The sequence below is a fragment of the Aeromonas sp. R9-2 genome (assembly GCF_040908025.1).
GTDB lineage: Bacteria > Pseudomonadota > Gammaproteobacteria > Enterobacterales > Aeromonadaceae > Aeromonas > Aeromonas veronii.
The window spans coordinates 1-15,239 of the sequence record NZ_JBFOCX010000027.1 but is presented as its reverse complement, the minus strand read 5'-3'; the positions used below and the strand labels follow the sequence as shown (position 1 = coordinate 15,239).

Here is a 15,239-nt window from a genome sequence, read left to right as displayed (position 1 = left end):
ACAATTAATCGGTGGTTGAGTAAAAGGGGGCCCTGTCGATTAATTGGAGGTCATGATGTTTTCTCTGTTGCTCTGTGCATCCCTTTGGCAGTTTGATGCGCCAGTGCCCGCTGGCGAACCTCCGAAAGAGTTTGCGATCACCCATCAGGAGGCTTCACCTGCGCTGCGGGATCAGGTGGCCGATCAGCTTGGTCATGCATGGCAGGCCAAAGAGCCCGGTACCAGACTCACTTTCAGCGAGCCAGCTCCCCGTTATGCTGGCGAATCACCGCTGACGCGCATGCTCAATGATCGTGATGATGGTTGGGAATCCCGCTTGCAGATCGAGTGGTAATCCGGTCGGCAGCCAGGAGGCGGATGCCTCCCGGCTGGTGATGATGATTGCCTGCCGCTATGAGACGTAGCGTTGATGCAGGCGATCTCCCATATGTTCGACATGCAGTGGTTTGCTGAACAGATAGCCCTGTCCTTCGCCGCAGTTGAGTGATTGCAAGAAGGCGTGTTGTGCCTTGGTTTCAATCCCTTCGGCGGTGACCTCCATATCCAGACTGTCGGCCAGATTGATGATGGTGCGGCAGAGCTCCCGACTGTTCTTGTCTTCCGGTAATGCTTGCACAAACGCCCGGTCGATCTTGATGCGATCGATCGGCAGGGTCTTGAGCAGACTCAGCGACGAGAAGCCGGTGCCAAAGTCATCGATGGCAATCTGCACGCCGAGATTTTTCAGGCGGGTAAAGAGATCCAGACTCTGTTCGACCCGCTGGATGATGCTCTCCGTCACCTCTATCTCCAGGCGTTCTGGCGGAAATCCGGTCTCGGCCAGAATGGCGGCGACCCGCTCAACGTAGCCGGGGGATCGCATCTCCCGCACCGACACATTAACCGACAAGCGGGGCACCGGCAGTCCGGCAGCCAGCCAGTTTTGTCCCTGCTCGCAGGCGTTGCGCATCACCCACTCGCCAATTTTCTCGATCAGGCCGCACTCCTCCGCCACCGGAATAAAACGGGTCGGCGCTATCATCCCCTCATTCGGATGCTGCCAGCGCAGCAGGGCTTCCAGTCCGCTCAGGTGGCCGTTGGCCAGATTGGTCATGGGTTGATAGAAGATGCAGAGCTGTTCGAGCTCCAGGGCCTTGAGCAGACCCTGCTCAATCTGCATCCGCTCGCGGGCTCGAGCCGCCATGCAGGGGGTATAGAACTGGAATCCGTTGCGCCCCTGACTTTTCGCCTCGTACATGGCGCTGTCGGCGGCGCTGACCAGGGTTTCCGGGCTGTCTGCATGATCGGGATAGATGGCGATACCGATACTTGCCGAGATTGCCACCAGCTCATGGGCCAGCTCAACCGGTTCACGCAACACGGTCAGCAGGGTATTGGCCAGGGTTGCCAACTCGTCAGGCTCCTCCAGATAGGGGATCAGCACCAGAAACTCGTCTCCTCCGAGGCGGGTCGCCAGATCGTTGTGCTGCAGGCAGCCGCGGATCCGCTCTGCCAGCCGCTTGAGCAGCTCATCGCCGACTCCGTGGCCCAGGCTGTCGTTGATCAGCTTGAAGCCATCCAGATCGATAAAGAGCAGCCCCAACCGTTTGCGATTGAGCTGCGCGGTTTTCAGCTCAAGGGCCAGCCGCTCCTGCAACAGATGACGATTGCCCAGCTCGGTCAGGGGATCGTGATAGGCCAGGTGATTCAGTTCGGCCTCCACCTTGCGAATGGCGCTGATGTCGGAGAGGGCGATCACATAGTGAGTAGTGTTGTTGAAGTTGTCATAGACAGCGCTGATCTGCTGCCAGGAGGAGAAGTAGCTGCCATCCTTGCGCAGACAAACCATCTCGCCATGCCAGGCGTTGTTGCCGGGGCGCAGGTGATACCAGGGATAGTCGAGGTCGGTGTAGCGCCTGGGATGCATGATGATATCCGGGGTGCGGCCTATCACCTCCTCGGCATTGTATTGGGTCAGCATGGTGAAGGCCGGGTTGACCGACAGAATATGGTGCTCGCTGTCGAGGATGATGATCCCCTCGGCCGTGGTATCGAATACCACGTTGGCCTGATGGAGCCGCTCCTCCTGACGGCGACGGGCGGTGGCATTGTGAATGACTCCCATGACCCGGTGGCCGACCGACTCGGTGGCGGGGACATGGTCGGCATGAATATCGACCCAGTGGCGCTCGTTGAGCGCGGTGAGGTAGCTCAGGGTGAGATGGATGGGGTCATGACTTTGCAGGGCGGCCTTGAGCTGGCTGCCGGATTCCGGTTCAAAACAGTCGACGAACGCTTGCAGCCCGCCGTGGAACTGGTTGGCCTCGATACCCAGCAGCGGCTCAATTTGGCCGTCGAACAACAGTCTGTCCTCCGCCACGTGCCATTCCCACACCCCGATTTGGGCCGCTCGCATTGCCAGCTGCAGCCGTTGTTCGGTTTCGTACTGCTCGGTGATGTCCCGTACGATGGCGAGGATGCCGTTCAGCTCCCCTTTCTCATCACGCATCGGGCTGTAGGTGGCCTGAAAGCGGCGGGAGCTGTTGTCGTACGCCGCGGTTTGGCCCGTGATGGCGATATCCACGTAGGGCATGCCGCTGCGCATGATCTGCTGAAACATGGGCTCCAGAGTCGGTGCCAGCTTGGGAACCACCTCTCTGAGGTGCTTGCCCTGATGCTCCTCGATGCTTTTGCCATTGATGTCGGCCAGCACCTGATTGACTTTACGGTAGCGAAATTCGCAGTCAAAGACGCCGATGCCCAGAGGGGCATTATCCATCAGCTGTTCCAGGACGGTGTGATCTGACAGCTGGGTCAACATTGCCTCGGTGTCGGCGTTGAAAAGCTTCCCATCCATGATGACCTCGGCATTGATTGTTTTATCACTTGCATCAGTTGTCAGTATGGCACGAACTGTTTGGCCGGGAGTCAAGCGGAGTTATCTGGTTGTTTTGACGGCAAGAATAGGCAGAAAAACCTGATAAAAGGATGGGAAAAGGGGCGAGTGGTTATCCCTTCTGGCGACCAAACGCCTGAATACCGCGTACAAATACCAGCCAGCCGATCAGATGGAAGGGGAGGGCAAGCAGATAGAGCAGCAGGAAGTGCGACTCGCAGCCACTGCTGTTGATGAAGTCGATCCAGGCGGCCAGCAGCGCCAGCATGCCGGCAATCTGGAAGCGGCGGCGCAACACCACCTCGACGCCGAGATTGGCAAGGTAGAGGGTGAGCAGGATGCCGGCAAAGCCGGTGAGCTGGGCGGTGCCGTAGAGCTCGCGATCCGGGTTGAACAGCAGCGCAATCAGGGGAGTAATGCCCTGATCCAGCGGGATCAGGGCCAGCAGCCAGCATGCGATCAGAAGCAGGGCTGTTTTCATCGCGGCCTCAGTCGGCGGACGGTGCCGGTTTGACCAGAGAGAGGTAGTTGGCATCCATCTTGAGGAAGACCCCCAGCAGACGGGCACTGGCGCCGTAGAAGCCAAACCGGTCGGCGGCGCGACAGGCGCTTTCGAACTTGTCGAACCAGCCCAGCAGATGGCCGTGCAGCAGCGCTTCCTGCTCGTCGAGCCAGCGTTCCCGCTCGGCTGCGCTCTTGGCTTCCGCCGCGCGGATGATGAGATTGCCCATCAGATCCAGCTCGATGGCCAGATGGTCGGCAGGCTCTTTGTATTTATCGCTGACATTGATGCCGAGGCGATCGAGGCGGGCCTGCATCTCGGCCATCGGGGCCTGCATCAGTAGCTTGGCATCGCTGCGGTAGAGCGATTCATAGGGCAGGGCGCCCTGTTTGGGATCCACCAGAAACAGGCCGGCGAAGTCGGCGGCTAGTTCCAGCTGGCGATCCGGGCGCACCAGCAGGCGGGCGATGGCATCGTTGAGCTCGGCCACGGCTTCGCGCATCGGATCCAGGGTGGAGAGGCTTTTCAGGAAGCTTCGCACGTCATAGGTGTCATATTCGGCGATCTGCTCATCACTGAGTTCGGCAGCGAACAGGGTGGAGAACCACCAGTAGAGTTCGGCCCGGCGTTCGCTGGTAGCCATAAATTCCTGCATTTTTCCTCCGTGGATGGCAATCGGGAGCCTTGATGGCTCCCGATTCTAACGACTTTAAAAATAAAGGAAACTCAAGGGGGCGCTTTCGTCCCCCCTGGGTCAGAGTGCCGGGAACATGGGGTCGATGCCCTTGGCCGATTCCGGCGCGCCGAAGGCAGTGATGGCGGGTGCCTGTCCGCGGAACTTCTCGATCTCCACCAGCGCGGTATGGGCCGTGGTGGCCTGCGCCAGGCTGGAGGAGCCGATGTCGGCGGTCAGCACGTTGGGGTCACCATAGGTACAGAGAGTCCCTACCTTGCCACCCTCTTGCGGGCCATACCAGGCTCCTTCCTGAATGCGCACCACCCCAGGGGCGTAGTCATCGCTCACCACCAGACCAGCCAATACCTGACCGCGACCGTTGAACACCCGCACCAGATCGCCGTCCTTGAGGCCGCGGGATTTGGCATCCTGCGGATTCATATAGACAGGTTCGCGACCCTGCACCGTGTAGGTGGCTCGGTAGTTGTCGGAGGAGCAGAGCTGGCTGTGCAGTCGTTTGTCCGGGTGGCAGGATTGCAGGTGCAGCGGGTACTGTTTGCTGCCCGGCCCGCCGTGGGAGCGCTCGTAGGGCTCGATCCAGACCGGGTGGCCCGGGCAATCCCCATAGCCGTAGTCGGCGATGGTCTTGGAGTAGATCTCGATAAGGCCGGATGGGGTACCCAGCGGTTCCAGATCCGGCTCCTGACGGAACGACTCGTGGCGCACCCAGGGTTGGCCTGCCGGGAAGGTGACGAAGCCCTCGCCGTGCCAGAACTGGCTGAAACGGGGCAGACGGATGCCGATGCCGCGACCCTGCAGGCGGGCATCGTCATAGATGCTCTGGATCCACTCCAGCTTGCTCTTGCCACCGGTGAACTCGTCCTCGCGACCGAAGCGACGGCAGAGATCGGCGAAGATATCGTAGTCATCGCGCGCCTCGAACAGCGGCTCCACCACCTTGTACATGGCCAGAATGCCCGCGTTGGAGTGGGAGCCCCACTGCTCGATGTCGTCCCGCTCATAGGTGGTGGTGGCGGGTAGCACGATATCGGCGAAACGGCAGCTGGCCGTCCACTGGTGATCGATGCTGACCACGGTTTCCAGCTTGCGCCAGGCGGCGACCATCTTGTTGCGATCCTGCTGGTGGTGGAACGGGTTGTTGCCGCAGAACACCGCCATCTTCATGTGGGGGTAGGTGATGGTCTGGCCGTTGAAGGCGATCTGCTTGCCCGGATTGAGGATGCAGTCGACGAAACGGGCCACCGGAATGAATTTGGAGTAGCCCTTCCAGTCGCCATCATGGAGCGGCTTGACCCCGGGAATGACCGAGCTGAAACCGGACATGATGGGGCCGCTGGAGGTGATGGTGCCCGCTCCGTTGTAGTGCCAGCCAAAGCCGTAACCGCCCCCCGGCAGGCCGATCTGGCCAATCATCGAGGCCAGTACCACCAGCATCCAGGCGTACTGCTCGCCGTGGTGCATGCGCTGTACACACCAGCCGCCGATAAGCTGGGTGCGGCCGCTGCTCATGGCGCGGGCCAGCTCGCGGATGGTCTCGGCTGGTACGCCACAGATGGCGGCGGCCCACTCGGCATCCTTCACCTGACCATCGCTGGTGCCCAGCAGGTAGGGCAGGAACTTGTCAAAGCCGGTGGTGTAGTTCTTCAGAAACCCCTCGTCGTGGCGCTTCTCGCTGTAGAGGGTGTGGGCGATGCCCAGCATCAGCGGTACGTCGGTTTGCGGATTCAGGGTCACCTGATCGCAATTGAGGTACTTCTGGGTCTTGGATTTGACCGGATCGATGCTGATCACCCGGATCTCGCCCTTGGCCACCTTCTCTTTCAACTGCGCCCAGTAGTCGTAGACGCTGTGATCCGGCACCAGCCAGCCCACCTGCAGGTTCTTGATGGGATCGGAGCCCCAGATGACGATAGTCTTGCTGTGTTCCAGCACCAGCGGCCAGGAGGTCTGCTGCTCATACACCTCCATAGCGCCCGCCACGTGGGGCAGGATCACCTGGGCGGCACCGGTGGAGTAGTCACCGGCCTTGGCCAGATAGGTGCCGTGCAGGTTCATGGCACGCCCCAGCATGGCGCCAGCGGAGTGCAGTTTGCCCACCGACTGCCAGCCGGAGTGGCCGGCATAGAGGGCGCTCGGGCCATAGGTCTTCTGCACCCGCTCCAGCTCGTGATAGAAGAAGTCCAGCGCTTGTGACCAGGTCACCCGCACGAAGCGGTTCTGGCCGCGTTCGCTGGTGTCGGACTGGTGGCCCTTGCGCAGCCAGTCCAGTCGCACCATGGGGTAGCGGATGCGGGAGGGGTTGTAGACCACTTCACTCAAGGCCTTGAGCATGTCGGTGGGGTGCTTGTCATGCTCGAACGGCAGGGTCTCGACCCAGCGGCCATCGACCACCCGTGCACGGAAGGCGCCCCAGTGGGAGCCGGACTGCACCAGCTTGTCGCCAGATTCGGCGGCCATCACGGCGCGACCGAGCAGGGAGGGGCCGATCAGGGCAGAGGCACCGCTGGCCAGCAAGCCACCCAGAAAACCACGACGGGAAATATTGATCATCTTGTTATTCCTCTTTCGAATCCGGACTTAGTGGCTGCCCTGACCACCGGTATCGGCGGCATGGTTTTGCAGGTATTTGAGCAGGGTGCGCTCCTCTTCCTTGCTCAGGCGATAGTAGGCAGACATCGCCTTGAGTCCCGAAATCCAGCCGTTGGCAGTGAAGTGAGCGGGATCCGGCGCGCCGTGGCAGGAGTTGCAGGTGGATTTGTACATCTCGCCGGCGTAATCCCAGATCGGCTTGAGCGAGGACTCAAAGCCCTTGCCATCGACCCAGGCCTGCACCTGAACCTGCTCCCACTTGATATGGGTGGCGCTGTCGGTCTCCTGTTTGAGCACTTTCTCGCTCGCTTTCAGTTCGTCACGGATGGTGGCGACGAAGACCCGCTTGCCCATGTATTCGCTCAGCACCCGGCCCTTGCCATCGCTCTCGCGCCACCCTTCGATGGTCACCTTGAGGCGATCGCCGCTGCGGTCTACGACGTCGATGCGGGAGGCGGGCAGCAGTTTGCCGACCGGGTCGCTGCTCTGTTCGCTGGCATAGAGATCTTTTTCACCCAGGTTGTAGAGGGTCTCGGCGGCTGGCGCCTCTTGCGCGTCGTTGACCAGGGTGGCGTAAGTGGCCCGGAAGCCCCCCGCCATATTGGGCAGTTCGTGGGCGATGCCCTTGTGGCACTCGATGCAGTTCATGTTCTTCGCCGCCGCATCTTTCATCGCCAGCGCAGCCGCCGGGGACTGCTTGGCGTGATCCATGTTGTCGTAGCTGTGGCAGGACTTGCAGGTCTTGGAGTTCTGGCTGCTCATCCGTGCCCACACCTTCTCGGCCAGATGGAGACGCCGGTCCTCGAACTTCTCCTGGGTGTCGATGCTGTGGCCTATGTACTCCTGATAGAGGTCGTTGGCCGCCTCCATCTTGCGGGCCACCTTGCCGACGAAATCCTTCGGCTGATGACAGTCGGTACAGACCGCCTGTACCCCTGAGGCATTCTTGAAGTGGATGGACTCCTTGTACTCCGGATAGACGGTGTCTTTCATGGAGTGGCAGGAGATACAGAATTCGAGGCTGCTGGTTTTCTCAAAGCCATAGTGCAGACCGACGGTGCCCGCGAGGGTGACGCCGACGCCCACCAGAAGCAGCGCCAGTACCGACCAGCGGCGGCTGGGGGTGCGCAGGAAGTGCCACAGTTTTTTCATCATGCTCTCTCACATCACTTTTTTGATGGGAGCCATGATAGGGAGGCGTTGTGAACAGGGCTGCCGCCACAAATTAATGAAATAGGGGTATTTATGACAAAATGTGAATAGAATAATCCTCCCTTGTCGACCATCGTGAACCCTGCCCATGAGCTACCACATTCTGGTTGTTGAAGATGATGCGGTTACCCGCGAGAAGCTGACCGGCTATTTCGAGCGGGAGGGCTATCGGGTGACGGCGGTCGAAAACGGCCAGGAGATGCGCGCCGTGCTGGCGGAACAGACGGTCGATCTGGTGATGCTGGATATCAACCTGCCGGGGGAAGATGGTCTGCTGCTGACCCGTGAACTGCGGGCGCGCAGCACGGTGGGGATCATTCTGGTCACCGGCCGCAGCGATGCGGTGGACCGGATTGTCGGCCTCGAGATGGGGGCCGACGACTATGTCACCAAGCCGTTCGAGCTACGGGAGTTGCTGGTGCGGGTCAAGAATCTGCTGTGGCGGATCTCGCTGGCGGCCGCTGCGTCGAGCGAGCCTGCGGTGGCTGACGATGCGGTGCGCTTTGGCCCCTGGCGTTTTGACATCCCCCGTCGCCAGCTCAGCAAGGACGGAGTGCCGGTGCGCCTGACCAAGGCCGAATATGAAGTGCTGGTGGCCTTTGTCGCCCATGCCGGGCGGGTGCTCAGTCGGGAGCGGATCCTGACCCTAATCAGCCATCGCGGCGATGGCCCGAGCGATCGCACCATAGACGTGTTGATCCGGCGGCTGCGCGGCAAGATGGAAGCGGATCCGCGGGATCCCCAGCTGTTTGTCACCGTCCATGGTGAAGGCTATCTGTTTGCCGGTGAGATAGCCTCCTGACCCCGTTGCGGTGGCCTTGACCTGTTTGACCGGGTATCAGACTGGCGGGCGGGTATCAAATTGCGGGCAGTCATCGCCAATCTGGTGCCAGGGCGCCTTGGAGCCGACAAAGATGTGAAACGCGGGTCGCTGGCTCGGCACGTCGTCCAGTACCCCCAACCGCAGATTGATCTTGCCGCTGCTGCTCTTCTGGCTGAACAGGCTGGAGCCGCAGTGACGGCAGAAGGCCAGGGTGGTCTCTGCCGATTTCCGGTAGCGGCCGATGGCCTCTTCCCCCTTCACTATGGTGACCTTGTTGCCATCCAGTCCGCCGACCGAGGCATAATCTCCCCCTGAAAACTTGCGACATTCGCTGCAGTGGCAGTTCCCCATATAGTCGAACTGATCCGGCAGGGTCAGGGCGACGGCGCCGCACAGGCAGCTGGCATGTAACTCTTTCATCTCTTCTCCTTGAGTGTGCTGATCGGATTTGGAACGGCTATTCGACCCGATAGACGGGGCGAAAAGCGCCATCCGAGAGGGAATCGGCGGGGTCGGCCAGTGGTGCAGATAGCGTCAGAATGGGTGGCCCCATCACCCGAGGGCACTGCTCGGCACTGGCATCAGGGTGTTGCAGCAGGCAGACCGCCTGAGCGACCGCAAGGCGCCCCTGCAGCCGCATCTGATCGCTGTTGGCGGCCAAGATCTTGCCCCGGCGCAGGCCCCGCTGTACCCCGTGGCTGAAGTAGGTGCTCAGCACCTGGGGCCTGTCGAGATGGCGCTGTGCCAGCTCGTTGACCGCTACTTCGGCGGCGATGGCGCCGCCCACCAGATAGTCGAGGTCGGGATAGCGGGCCAGCGTCTGCTGCACCAGAGTGCGCTGGATTTCCCGGCTGTTGTCGCCGCGCTCGGTGGTGACCAGCTTGATGGCGCTCCCCTTGATGGCATCGGCAAAGCCCGGCTCTACAAAGTTGTTGCCGCCACTTGCCTGCGGGCCGGGGAAGAGGGCGACCGAGACCTGCTTGCTGCCGGCGGGGTGGCGCTGCGCCAGCCAGTGGCCAATCTGCCAGCCCATCTGGTACCAGGAGACCCCCACCTTCGCCTGCACCAGACCGTTGGGCAGATCGTTGACCAGACCAAAGACCGGCAGTTGCGTGGCTGTGATCGCTTCGCGCAAGCCCTGATAGCTCACCGCGCCGAGCAAGATGGCATCGCTTCCTTCCTGCACGCAGCGTTGCAACTGCTGGCGCTGCTCGGCGAGGGCGCCGTACCCCCCCGCTTCGTGGATCTGCAACTTGACTCCTAGCCGCTTCGCCTCGTCAACCATGCCCTGATTGACCGAAAGCCAGTAGGCGTCGCGCAGATGGGGGTAGAGGGCACAGATGGTCAGCGGTTTGGTTGCCGCTGCGGGTTCCGGCCACTGCTGGCGCACCGGCTGGCCGCTGAATTCGCCGCCGCGCCAGATATCGACCGCAAAGGCGAGGGCGGCGCGGGGAAGCATTAGTAACCAGATCAGCAACAACGGGGAGAGATAGACGCTTCGCATGGTCAGGGGTTTTGTTAAAGTGTTGGGCCATATTATCCGGTCAAAGCCGACCACAACCAAGGGACTTCCCGTGAGAATCTTTTCCGGCTTGGGTGGCAAGTTGCTGCTGGCCTTCTCCCTGATGGCGTTGCTGACCCTGAGTGCCTCCCTGCTGGGCTGGGTGGGGCTTAGCCATCTGCGCCAGCTGGAGCAAGGGGTGCAGCAGACTCTGGCCGATCAGGAGCTGGCCCGCACGCTCTCTCGCCTCAGCGGCGAGATCCAGAGCGCGTCACGGCTGTTGGCCACCGCAACCAGCGAGCAGGAGCGGGAGCATCAGGGACGCCTGCTCACCCTGCAGGGGCAACAGCTGCAGCAGGTGTTGGCTCAACTCGGCCGTGGGCAGGGTTCAACAAGCCTCGATCAGCTCAGTCAGAGCATTATCGGCAATCTGGGCCAGCAGGGCTGGCTGGTGGGGGAGCGGTTGACCCTGATGACGCAGGGTGAAGCGCAGCGGGCCCGTCTGGTGGCGGCAGCCGGGCAGATCGCCGAGCTGGCGCGCAGCCAGATGGAGAACGCCGAAACCGTGATGGTGGCGGGATTGGGTTCCCTCTACCAACAGCAAGGCGCGCAGGCGACCCGGACGCTGGACCGCCTGCTGGAGCAGGATCTCGACTGGCTGGAGCAGATGACCGAGCTGCGTCATCGCACCCTGATGCAGCAGCAGCGCATCGAGGAGATGTGGCGCAGCGAACGGCAGGAACAGTTGCAAACGCTATTGCAAGAGGGGCAGCGGGAGCTGGCCATCTTGCAACTGCGGGCCGGGGCGGTGACCGATCCGGCTCGCCGTCAGGCGGTGGAGCAGGCGCTGACCGTGCTGGCACAGAGTGACAAGCTGATGCAACTGCGCAGCGACTGGCTCGGCAAGGGGGAGGCGCTGCGGGTGCTGGCCAATGCCAACGAAGCCCTGATGAGCAGCCTCAACCAGCAGGTCGGAGAGCTGGTCAGCCGTGCTCGCGATTCGCTGGTGCAGAGCCAGCAGGCGCTAAGCCAGCGTCTCAGGCTGCTGGAGCAGGCGTTGATGGCGATTGGCCTGCTCACCCTGCTACTGCTGATGCTGCTGATGTGGCGCATGGTCTACGGCCGGATCGTCTGGCCGCTGCAACGGGCGGTGGCGGGGATGAGCCGGTTGGCGCGCGGGGATCTGGCCCCTCTTGAGCCGATCGCCAGCACCGGGCGCGATGAGCTGGCGGAGCTGGGGCGGGCCTTGCAGGTGTTTCGTGACAATGCGGTGGAGCTGGGCCGCTATCAGCGCGAGCTGGAGTCGCGGGTCGAGGAGCGCACCGGCCAGCTCAGCCACGCCAACGAGCGGCTCAATGAGGAGGTGGAGAAGCAGCGGCAGGCCCGCGCCGAGGCAGAACAGGCCAACCGCGCCAAGTCGGTGTTTCTCGCCACCATGAGCCACGAGATCCGCACCCCCATGAATGGCATTCTGGGGGGGCTGACACTGCTGGAAGATACCCATCTCAGCGATACCCAGCAGCGCTATCTGGCCGCCATCGAGCACAGCGGCGAATCCCTGCTGGAGATCCTCAACGACATTCTCGACTACTCCAAGATAGAGGCGGGCCATGTGGAGGCACGCCGCGAGCCCTTCCCCCTGTTCCAGCTGGTGGATGAACTCAGCGCACTGTTTCGGCCAAAGGCAGCGGCCAAGGGGGTCACCCTGGCGCTGGAATATGCGCCCGGGCTGGCGCCTGTGGTCGAGGGGGATCTGGGCAAGCTGCGGCAGGTGCTCGGCAACTTGCTCGGCAATGCAGTCAAGTTTACCGCCCGTGGCCAGATTACCCTGACGGTGGCGCCCCTTGTCTGTCACGGCCCTTGCGCCGAGCCCTGCATCCGGTTTGTGGTGCGCGATACCGGCCCCGGCATTCCGGCCGATGAGCAGGAGGCGGTGTTCGAGGCGTTTCGCCAGCGCAAGCGTGATATAGGCCATCAGGGCGGCACCGGGCTGGGACTGGCGATCAGCCGCAAGCTGGTGACTGCCATGGGGGGCGAGCTGAACCTTGTCAGCGAACCGGGCAAGGGGTGTGAATTCAGCTTCAGCCTGCCCTTGCAACGCTCGAGTGCCCAGCTGCCTGCCGAGGCGCAACCGCTGCACCTTGGCCAGTCCCGTGACATCCTGCTGGTGGAGGATAACGAGATCAACCGGCTGGTGGCGCACGGCATGCTGACCCGCCTCGGCCATCGCGTCACCCTGGCGGAGGATGGTCGCAGTGCGCTGGCGCTGGTGACCGAGCGTCCCTTCGAGCTGGCGCTGCTCGATATCAATCTGCCCGATATGGACGGTATGACCCTGCGCGAGGATCTGGCCGCCATCAGCGAGGAGATGCATGAGCGGTCGCTGCCCGCCATCGCCATCTCGGCCCAGATGTATCCGGAGGATATCCGCCACTGCCTTGCCGCCGGGTTTGTCGATTTTGTCGGCAAGCCGGTGCGGCTGGCGGTGCTGGCGAACGCCATCGATCAACTATTTCGGCAAGAGGGCGCGGCTATTGAGCCGCGGGTGCAATTATCAGCAGCTGTGCCCCCAACTAACCAGCCCGAGTGGACCAATCCGGTGCTGGATGCCGATCTGCCCCTGCTCGGCATGGCGCGGATCCGCCAGCTGGTCGCGCTGTTTGAGTCGCAAGGGCGGGTGTTGGTAGATAAGTTGGCTCAGGGTGAGGGGAGTGAGCAACGTCAGCTAGCGCACAAGCTCAGGGGGAGTGCGCTGGCGCTGGGGTTGACCGAATTTGCCAGCCACTGTGCGGCTTTTGAGGCGGGAGGCGGGGAGCCTGCGACAATCGGGGCGCAATTTGACGCGGCGGTGAACGGGTTGCAGCAGTGGTTGGTGGCCAACAGGGATGCGCCGTTCTGATCCCTGCTGGCGATGTACAACGTTCAGAGGGGGTGGCCAGCCCCTGCGCCGTTATTCTATTTCGCGAAACAGTACCTGCTTGCACTTGGCACAGACCCATTCCCGGCGAAAATCGGTCAGGTGCACCATGCCCACCTCCAGCAACTCGTGGTGGCCGCAGTGATAACAGAAGATGATGTCGCCATCGACTGATTCAGGGTGGGCCGCCAGATAGTCGGCTTTGGTTGGGAGCTGCTCCCACGAGGTGGTGGGGAGATGTTTGCGTTGGCTGGTGTAGTAGACCCAGTAGAACAGAAAAAAGACAGCCAGGATCACGAATGTCAGCAGATGGTCCATCTTGAACTCCTCCGGTTAGGTGCAGCCCCTCGGATGCATGGCCGCAATCAGCTCCATCATCATTAAATTTGTTTCGAATGAATATGTTACAGGATGGATAAAGAGGGCGTTGTGATCCCCTTCGGGTTTTGCCCGCCCGCCGCGGGATGAAAAATGTGCCGTTTGGCTGAGCGGCCAGGGTATTGAACGGGGAGGGAATCTTGCTTTTTACAACATAAATTCAACATTCCTAAGAAACACCCTCGATTGCCTGTAGGGTAAAACCAAATTCGGCGGCCCGACGGTGCAATCCCTTGACCACCCGATCGCGGTACTGCTGCTCGTAGTGATCGGCGCCAGGATCCTGATATTCCATACCAAAACGCATGGCGTTATAGAACAAGACCGCAATCTTGCGGGCCGTGGCGGTGACCGCCTTCGCTTTGCTGATGCGCGCTGACAACCGTCGGTAGAATGCCCCCAGCGCTGTATTTGTTCTGCCGATGGTCACCGCTGCCAGTCGTAGGTGGGCGGTGACTCGATTCTTGGTCTTGCGAGTATGAGCTGACAGTACCTTGCCACCACTGATCCGGCAGCCCGGAGCCAGTGTCAGCCATGAGGTGAAGTGTTGGGCCGTTCGCCAGCGACTCAGATCCGTTCCACACTCGGCCACCAGACGCAGTGCCAGGTAAGGGCCAATGCCATGGATCTGGGTCAGATCGATACCGACCAGTTGATAGAGCAAGGTGCGGACATCAAAGTTGAGTGCGTTCGGCTGCCGGGTACGGTGGCGAGGCTTGGGTAGCGCTTCGCTGGGACGGGGCTTACCACGAGAGAGTTGTTGCAAGCTTTGGGCAATCTGCTCATCACAGAGAGAAATCTGGGCCTGGTAGGCGTCATACATGGCCAGTGCCTGACTCAAGGCAAACACATGCTCGGGCTGGTAATTGCCAACCAGCGCACGTTGGATGGTTTCGACGCTCGACTGACAGCGCAAGTCGCGCATGGCGGCGAGCATCGTGGCATTTCGCTCTCCTGCGACAATGGCACGGATGATCCGCATACCGGTGGCGCCGGTGATGTCACTCACCACATGCTGCAATTGCAGGTTCATGTGAGTTAGCGCCTTCTGCATGTGCTGGATATGGGCCGCAGCGTAATCGAGGTGACGTTCACGTAGCCGCAGATAACTGCGCAGCGCGGCGATCTCCCGCTCAGGATGGAAGCTGGCGCGCAGTAGACCGCAAGCATGCAGGCGCTGGATCCATTGCGCATCGTTGACGTCAGTTTTGCGCCCAGGTACGGCCCGGGCATCCCGGGCGTTAGCCAAGATGACCTGTAAGCCATGGGTCTCCAGGATCTCGTACACGGGTATCCAATACACACCCGTTGATTCCATTGCCACGGTAGTGATCCCAAGCTCGACCAACCAAGCAGCCATACGCTCCAGGTCTGCCGTGAAAGCCTGAAAGGTTTGCACTGGTTCTTCGGCGAGCGCGGTGGGCACCGCAACCACATGGAACCGTGAACCGATATCAATGCCCGCGGCGCGGGCATGGATGATCGGCAAACCGTGTTCTGTGTTGTGCTTTTTCATGAATACCCCTCCATCACAAATAGTGCCGGACGGGGACTCGGATTCGATCACATTCCTAAACGGGGTCACCAAGGTGCCACCACTCACGGGTCCGCAGCTTCCCCTGGGTCAGGTTTTTTGACGGGGACTAAGCCTCCAAAAAGCAAACGACCACTGTCCGGTGAGATCAGTGTAGTGGACGTGTTTCTAATTCCATGGGCCACGGAGTGCCGGGGAGGCGGTTTTTTAG

At 61.3% G+C, this 15,239-nt stretch carries 12 protein-coding genes; 3 read left to right on the top strand and 9 right to left on the bottom strand.

Features of this window, described 5'->3' with window-relative positions:
- Positions 1-52: 52 nt before the first annotated feature.
- Positions 53-334: a hypothetical protein gene (locus tag AB5Y71_RS15630; protein ID WP_244775189.1), complete on the top strand. Its 282-nt coding sequence runs from the start codon at positions 53-55 to the stop codon at positions 332-334.
- Positions 335-391: 57 nt separating this feature from the next.
- Here the strand turns inward: AB5Y71_RS15630 and AB5Y71_RS15625 are convergent, their stop codons facing one another.
- The 5 genes from AB5Y71_RS15625 to torC form a co-directional block, all read right to left on the bottom strand.
- A complete protein-coding gene (locus AB5Y71_RS15625) occupies positions 392-2,800 on the bottom strand; it encodes an EAL domain-containing protein (RefSeq protein ID WP_227016222.1) in 2,409 nt (802 codons plus the stop codon).
- A gap of 187 nt (positions 2,801-2,987) precedes the next feature.
- Positions 2,988-3,356 (bottom strand): hypothetical protein, encoded by a 369-nt coding sequence (locus AB5Y71_RS15620; RefSeq protein WP_005338902.1) that lies wholly within the window; start codon positions 3,354-3,356, stop codon positions 2,988-2,990.
- Positions 3,357-3,363: 7 nt separating this feature from the next.
- On the bottom strand, positions 3,364-4,032 hold the full coding sequence (gene torD, locus AB5Y71_RS15615) for a molecular chaperone TorD (RefSeq protein WP_005343493.1): 669 nt from the start codon (positions 4,030-4,032) through the stop codon (positions 3,364-3,366).
- Positions 4,033-4,131: 99 nt separating this feature from the next.
- A complete protein-coding gene (gene torA / locus AB5Y71_RS15610; protein ID WP_368171974.1) occupies positions 4,132-6,624 on the bottom strand; it encodes a trimethylamine-N-oxide reductase TorA in 2,493 nt (830 codons plus the stop codon).
- Positions 6,625-6,651: 27 nt separating this feature from the next.
- The gene (torC, locus tag AB5Y71_RS15605) at positions 6,652-7,818 is read right to left on the bottom strand and encodes a pentaheme c-type cytochrome TorC (RefSeq protein ID WP_080771394.1); all 1,167 of its coding nucleotides are present in this window, start codon (positions 7,816-7,818) and stop codon (positions 6,652-6,654) included.
- 145 nt (positions 7,819-7,963) lie between these two features.
- On the opposite strand from torC, the gene torR reads away from it, so the two are divergent.
- Positions 7,964-8,677, top strand: coding sequence for a two-component system response regulator TorR (gene torR, locus AB5Y71_RS15600; protein WP_139740023.1), 714 nt, complete (start codon positions 7,964-7,966; stop codon positions 8,675-8,677).
- A 36-nt stretch (positions 8,678-8,713) separates the two neighbouring features.
- On the opposite strand, the gene AB5Y71_RS15595 is transcribed toward torR, so the two are convergent.
- On the bottom strand, positions 8,714-9,118 hold the full coding sequence (locus AB5Y71_RS15595) for a GFA family protein (protein ID WP_005338893.1): 405 nt from the start codon (positions 9,116-9,118) through the stop codon (positions 8,714-8,716).
- A 37-nt stretch (positions 9,119-9,155) separates the two neighbouring features.
- Positions 9,156-10,202: a TMAO reductase system periplasmic protein TorT gene (gene torT, locus AB5Y71_RS15590; protein ID WP_368171973.1), complete on the bottom strand. Its 1,047-nt coding sequence runs from the start codon at positions 10,200-10,202 to the stop codon at positions 9,156-9,158.
- 70 nt (positions 10,203-10,272) lie between these two features.
- On the opposite strand from torT, the gene torS reads away from it, so the two are divergent.
- A complete protein-coding gene (gene torS / locus AB5Y71_RS15585) occupies positions 10,273-13,098 on the top strand; it encodes a TMAO reductase system sensor histidine kinase/response regulator TorS (protein ID WP_368171972.1) in 2,826 nt (941 codons plus the stop codon).
- A gap of 51 nt (positions 13,099-13,149) precedes the next feature.
- On the opposite strand, the gene AB5Y71_RS15580 is transcribed toward torS, so the two are convergent.
- The gene (locus AB5Y71_RS15580) at positions 13,150-13,434 is read right to left on the bottom strand and encodes a hypothetical protein (protein WP_042060069.1); all 285 of its coding nucleotides are present in this window, start codon (positions 13,432-13,434) and stop codon (positions 13,150-13,152) included.
- Positions 13,435-13,663: 229 nt separating this feature from the next.
- Positions 13,664-15,010: an IS110 family transposase gene (locus AB5Y71_RS15575; RefSeq protein WP_368171845.1), complete on the bottom strand. Its 1,347-nt coding sequence runs from the start codon at positions 15,008-15,010 to the stop codon at positions 13,664-13,666.
- Positions 15,011-15,239 lie beyond the last annotated feature (229 nt).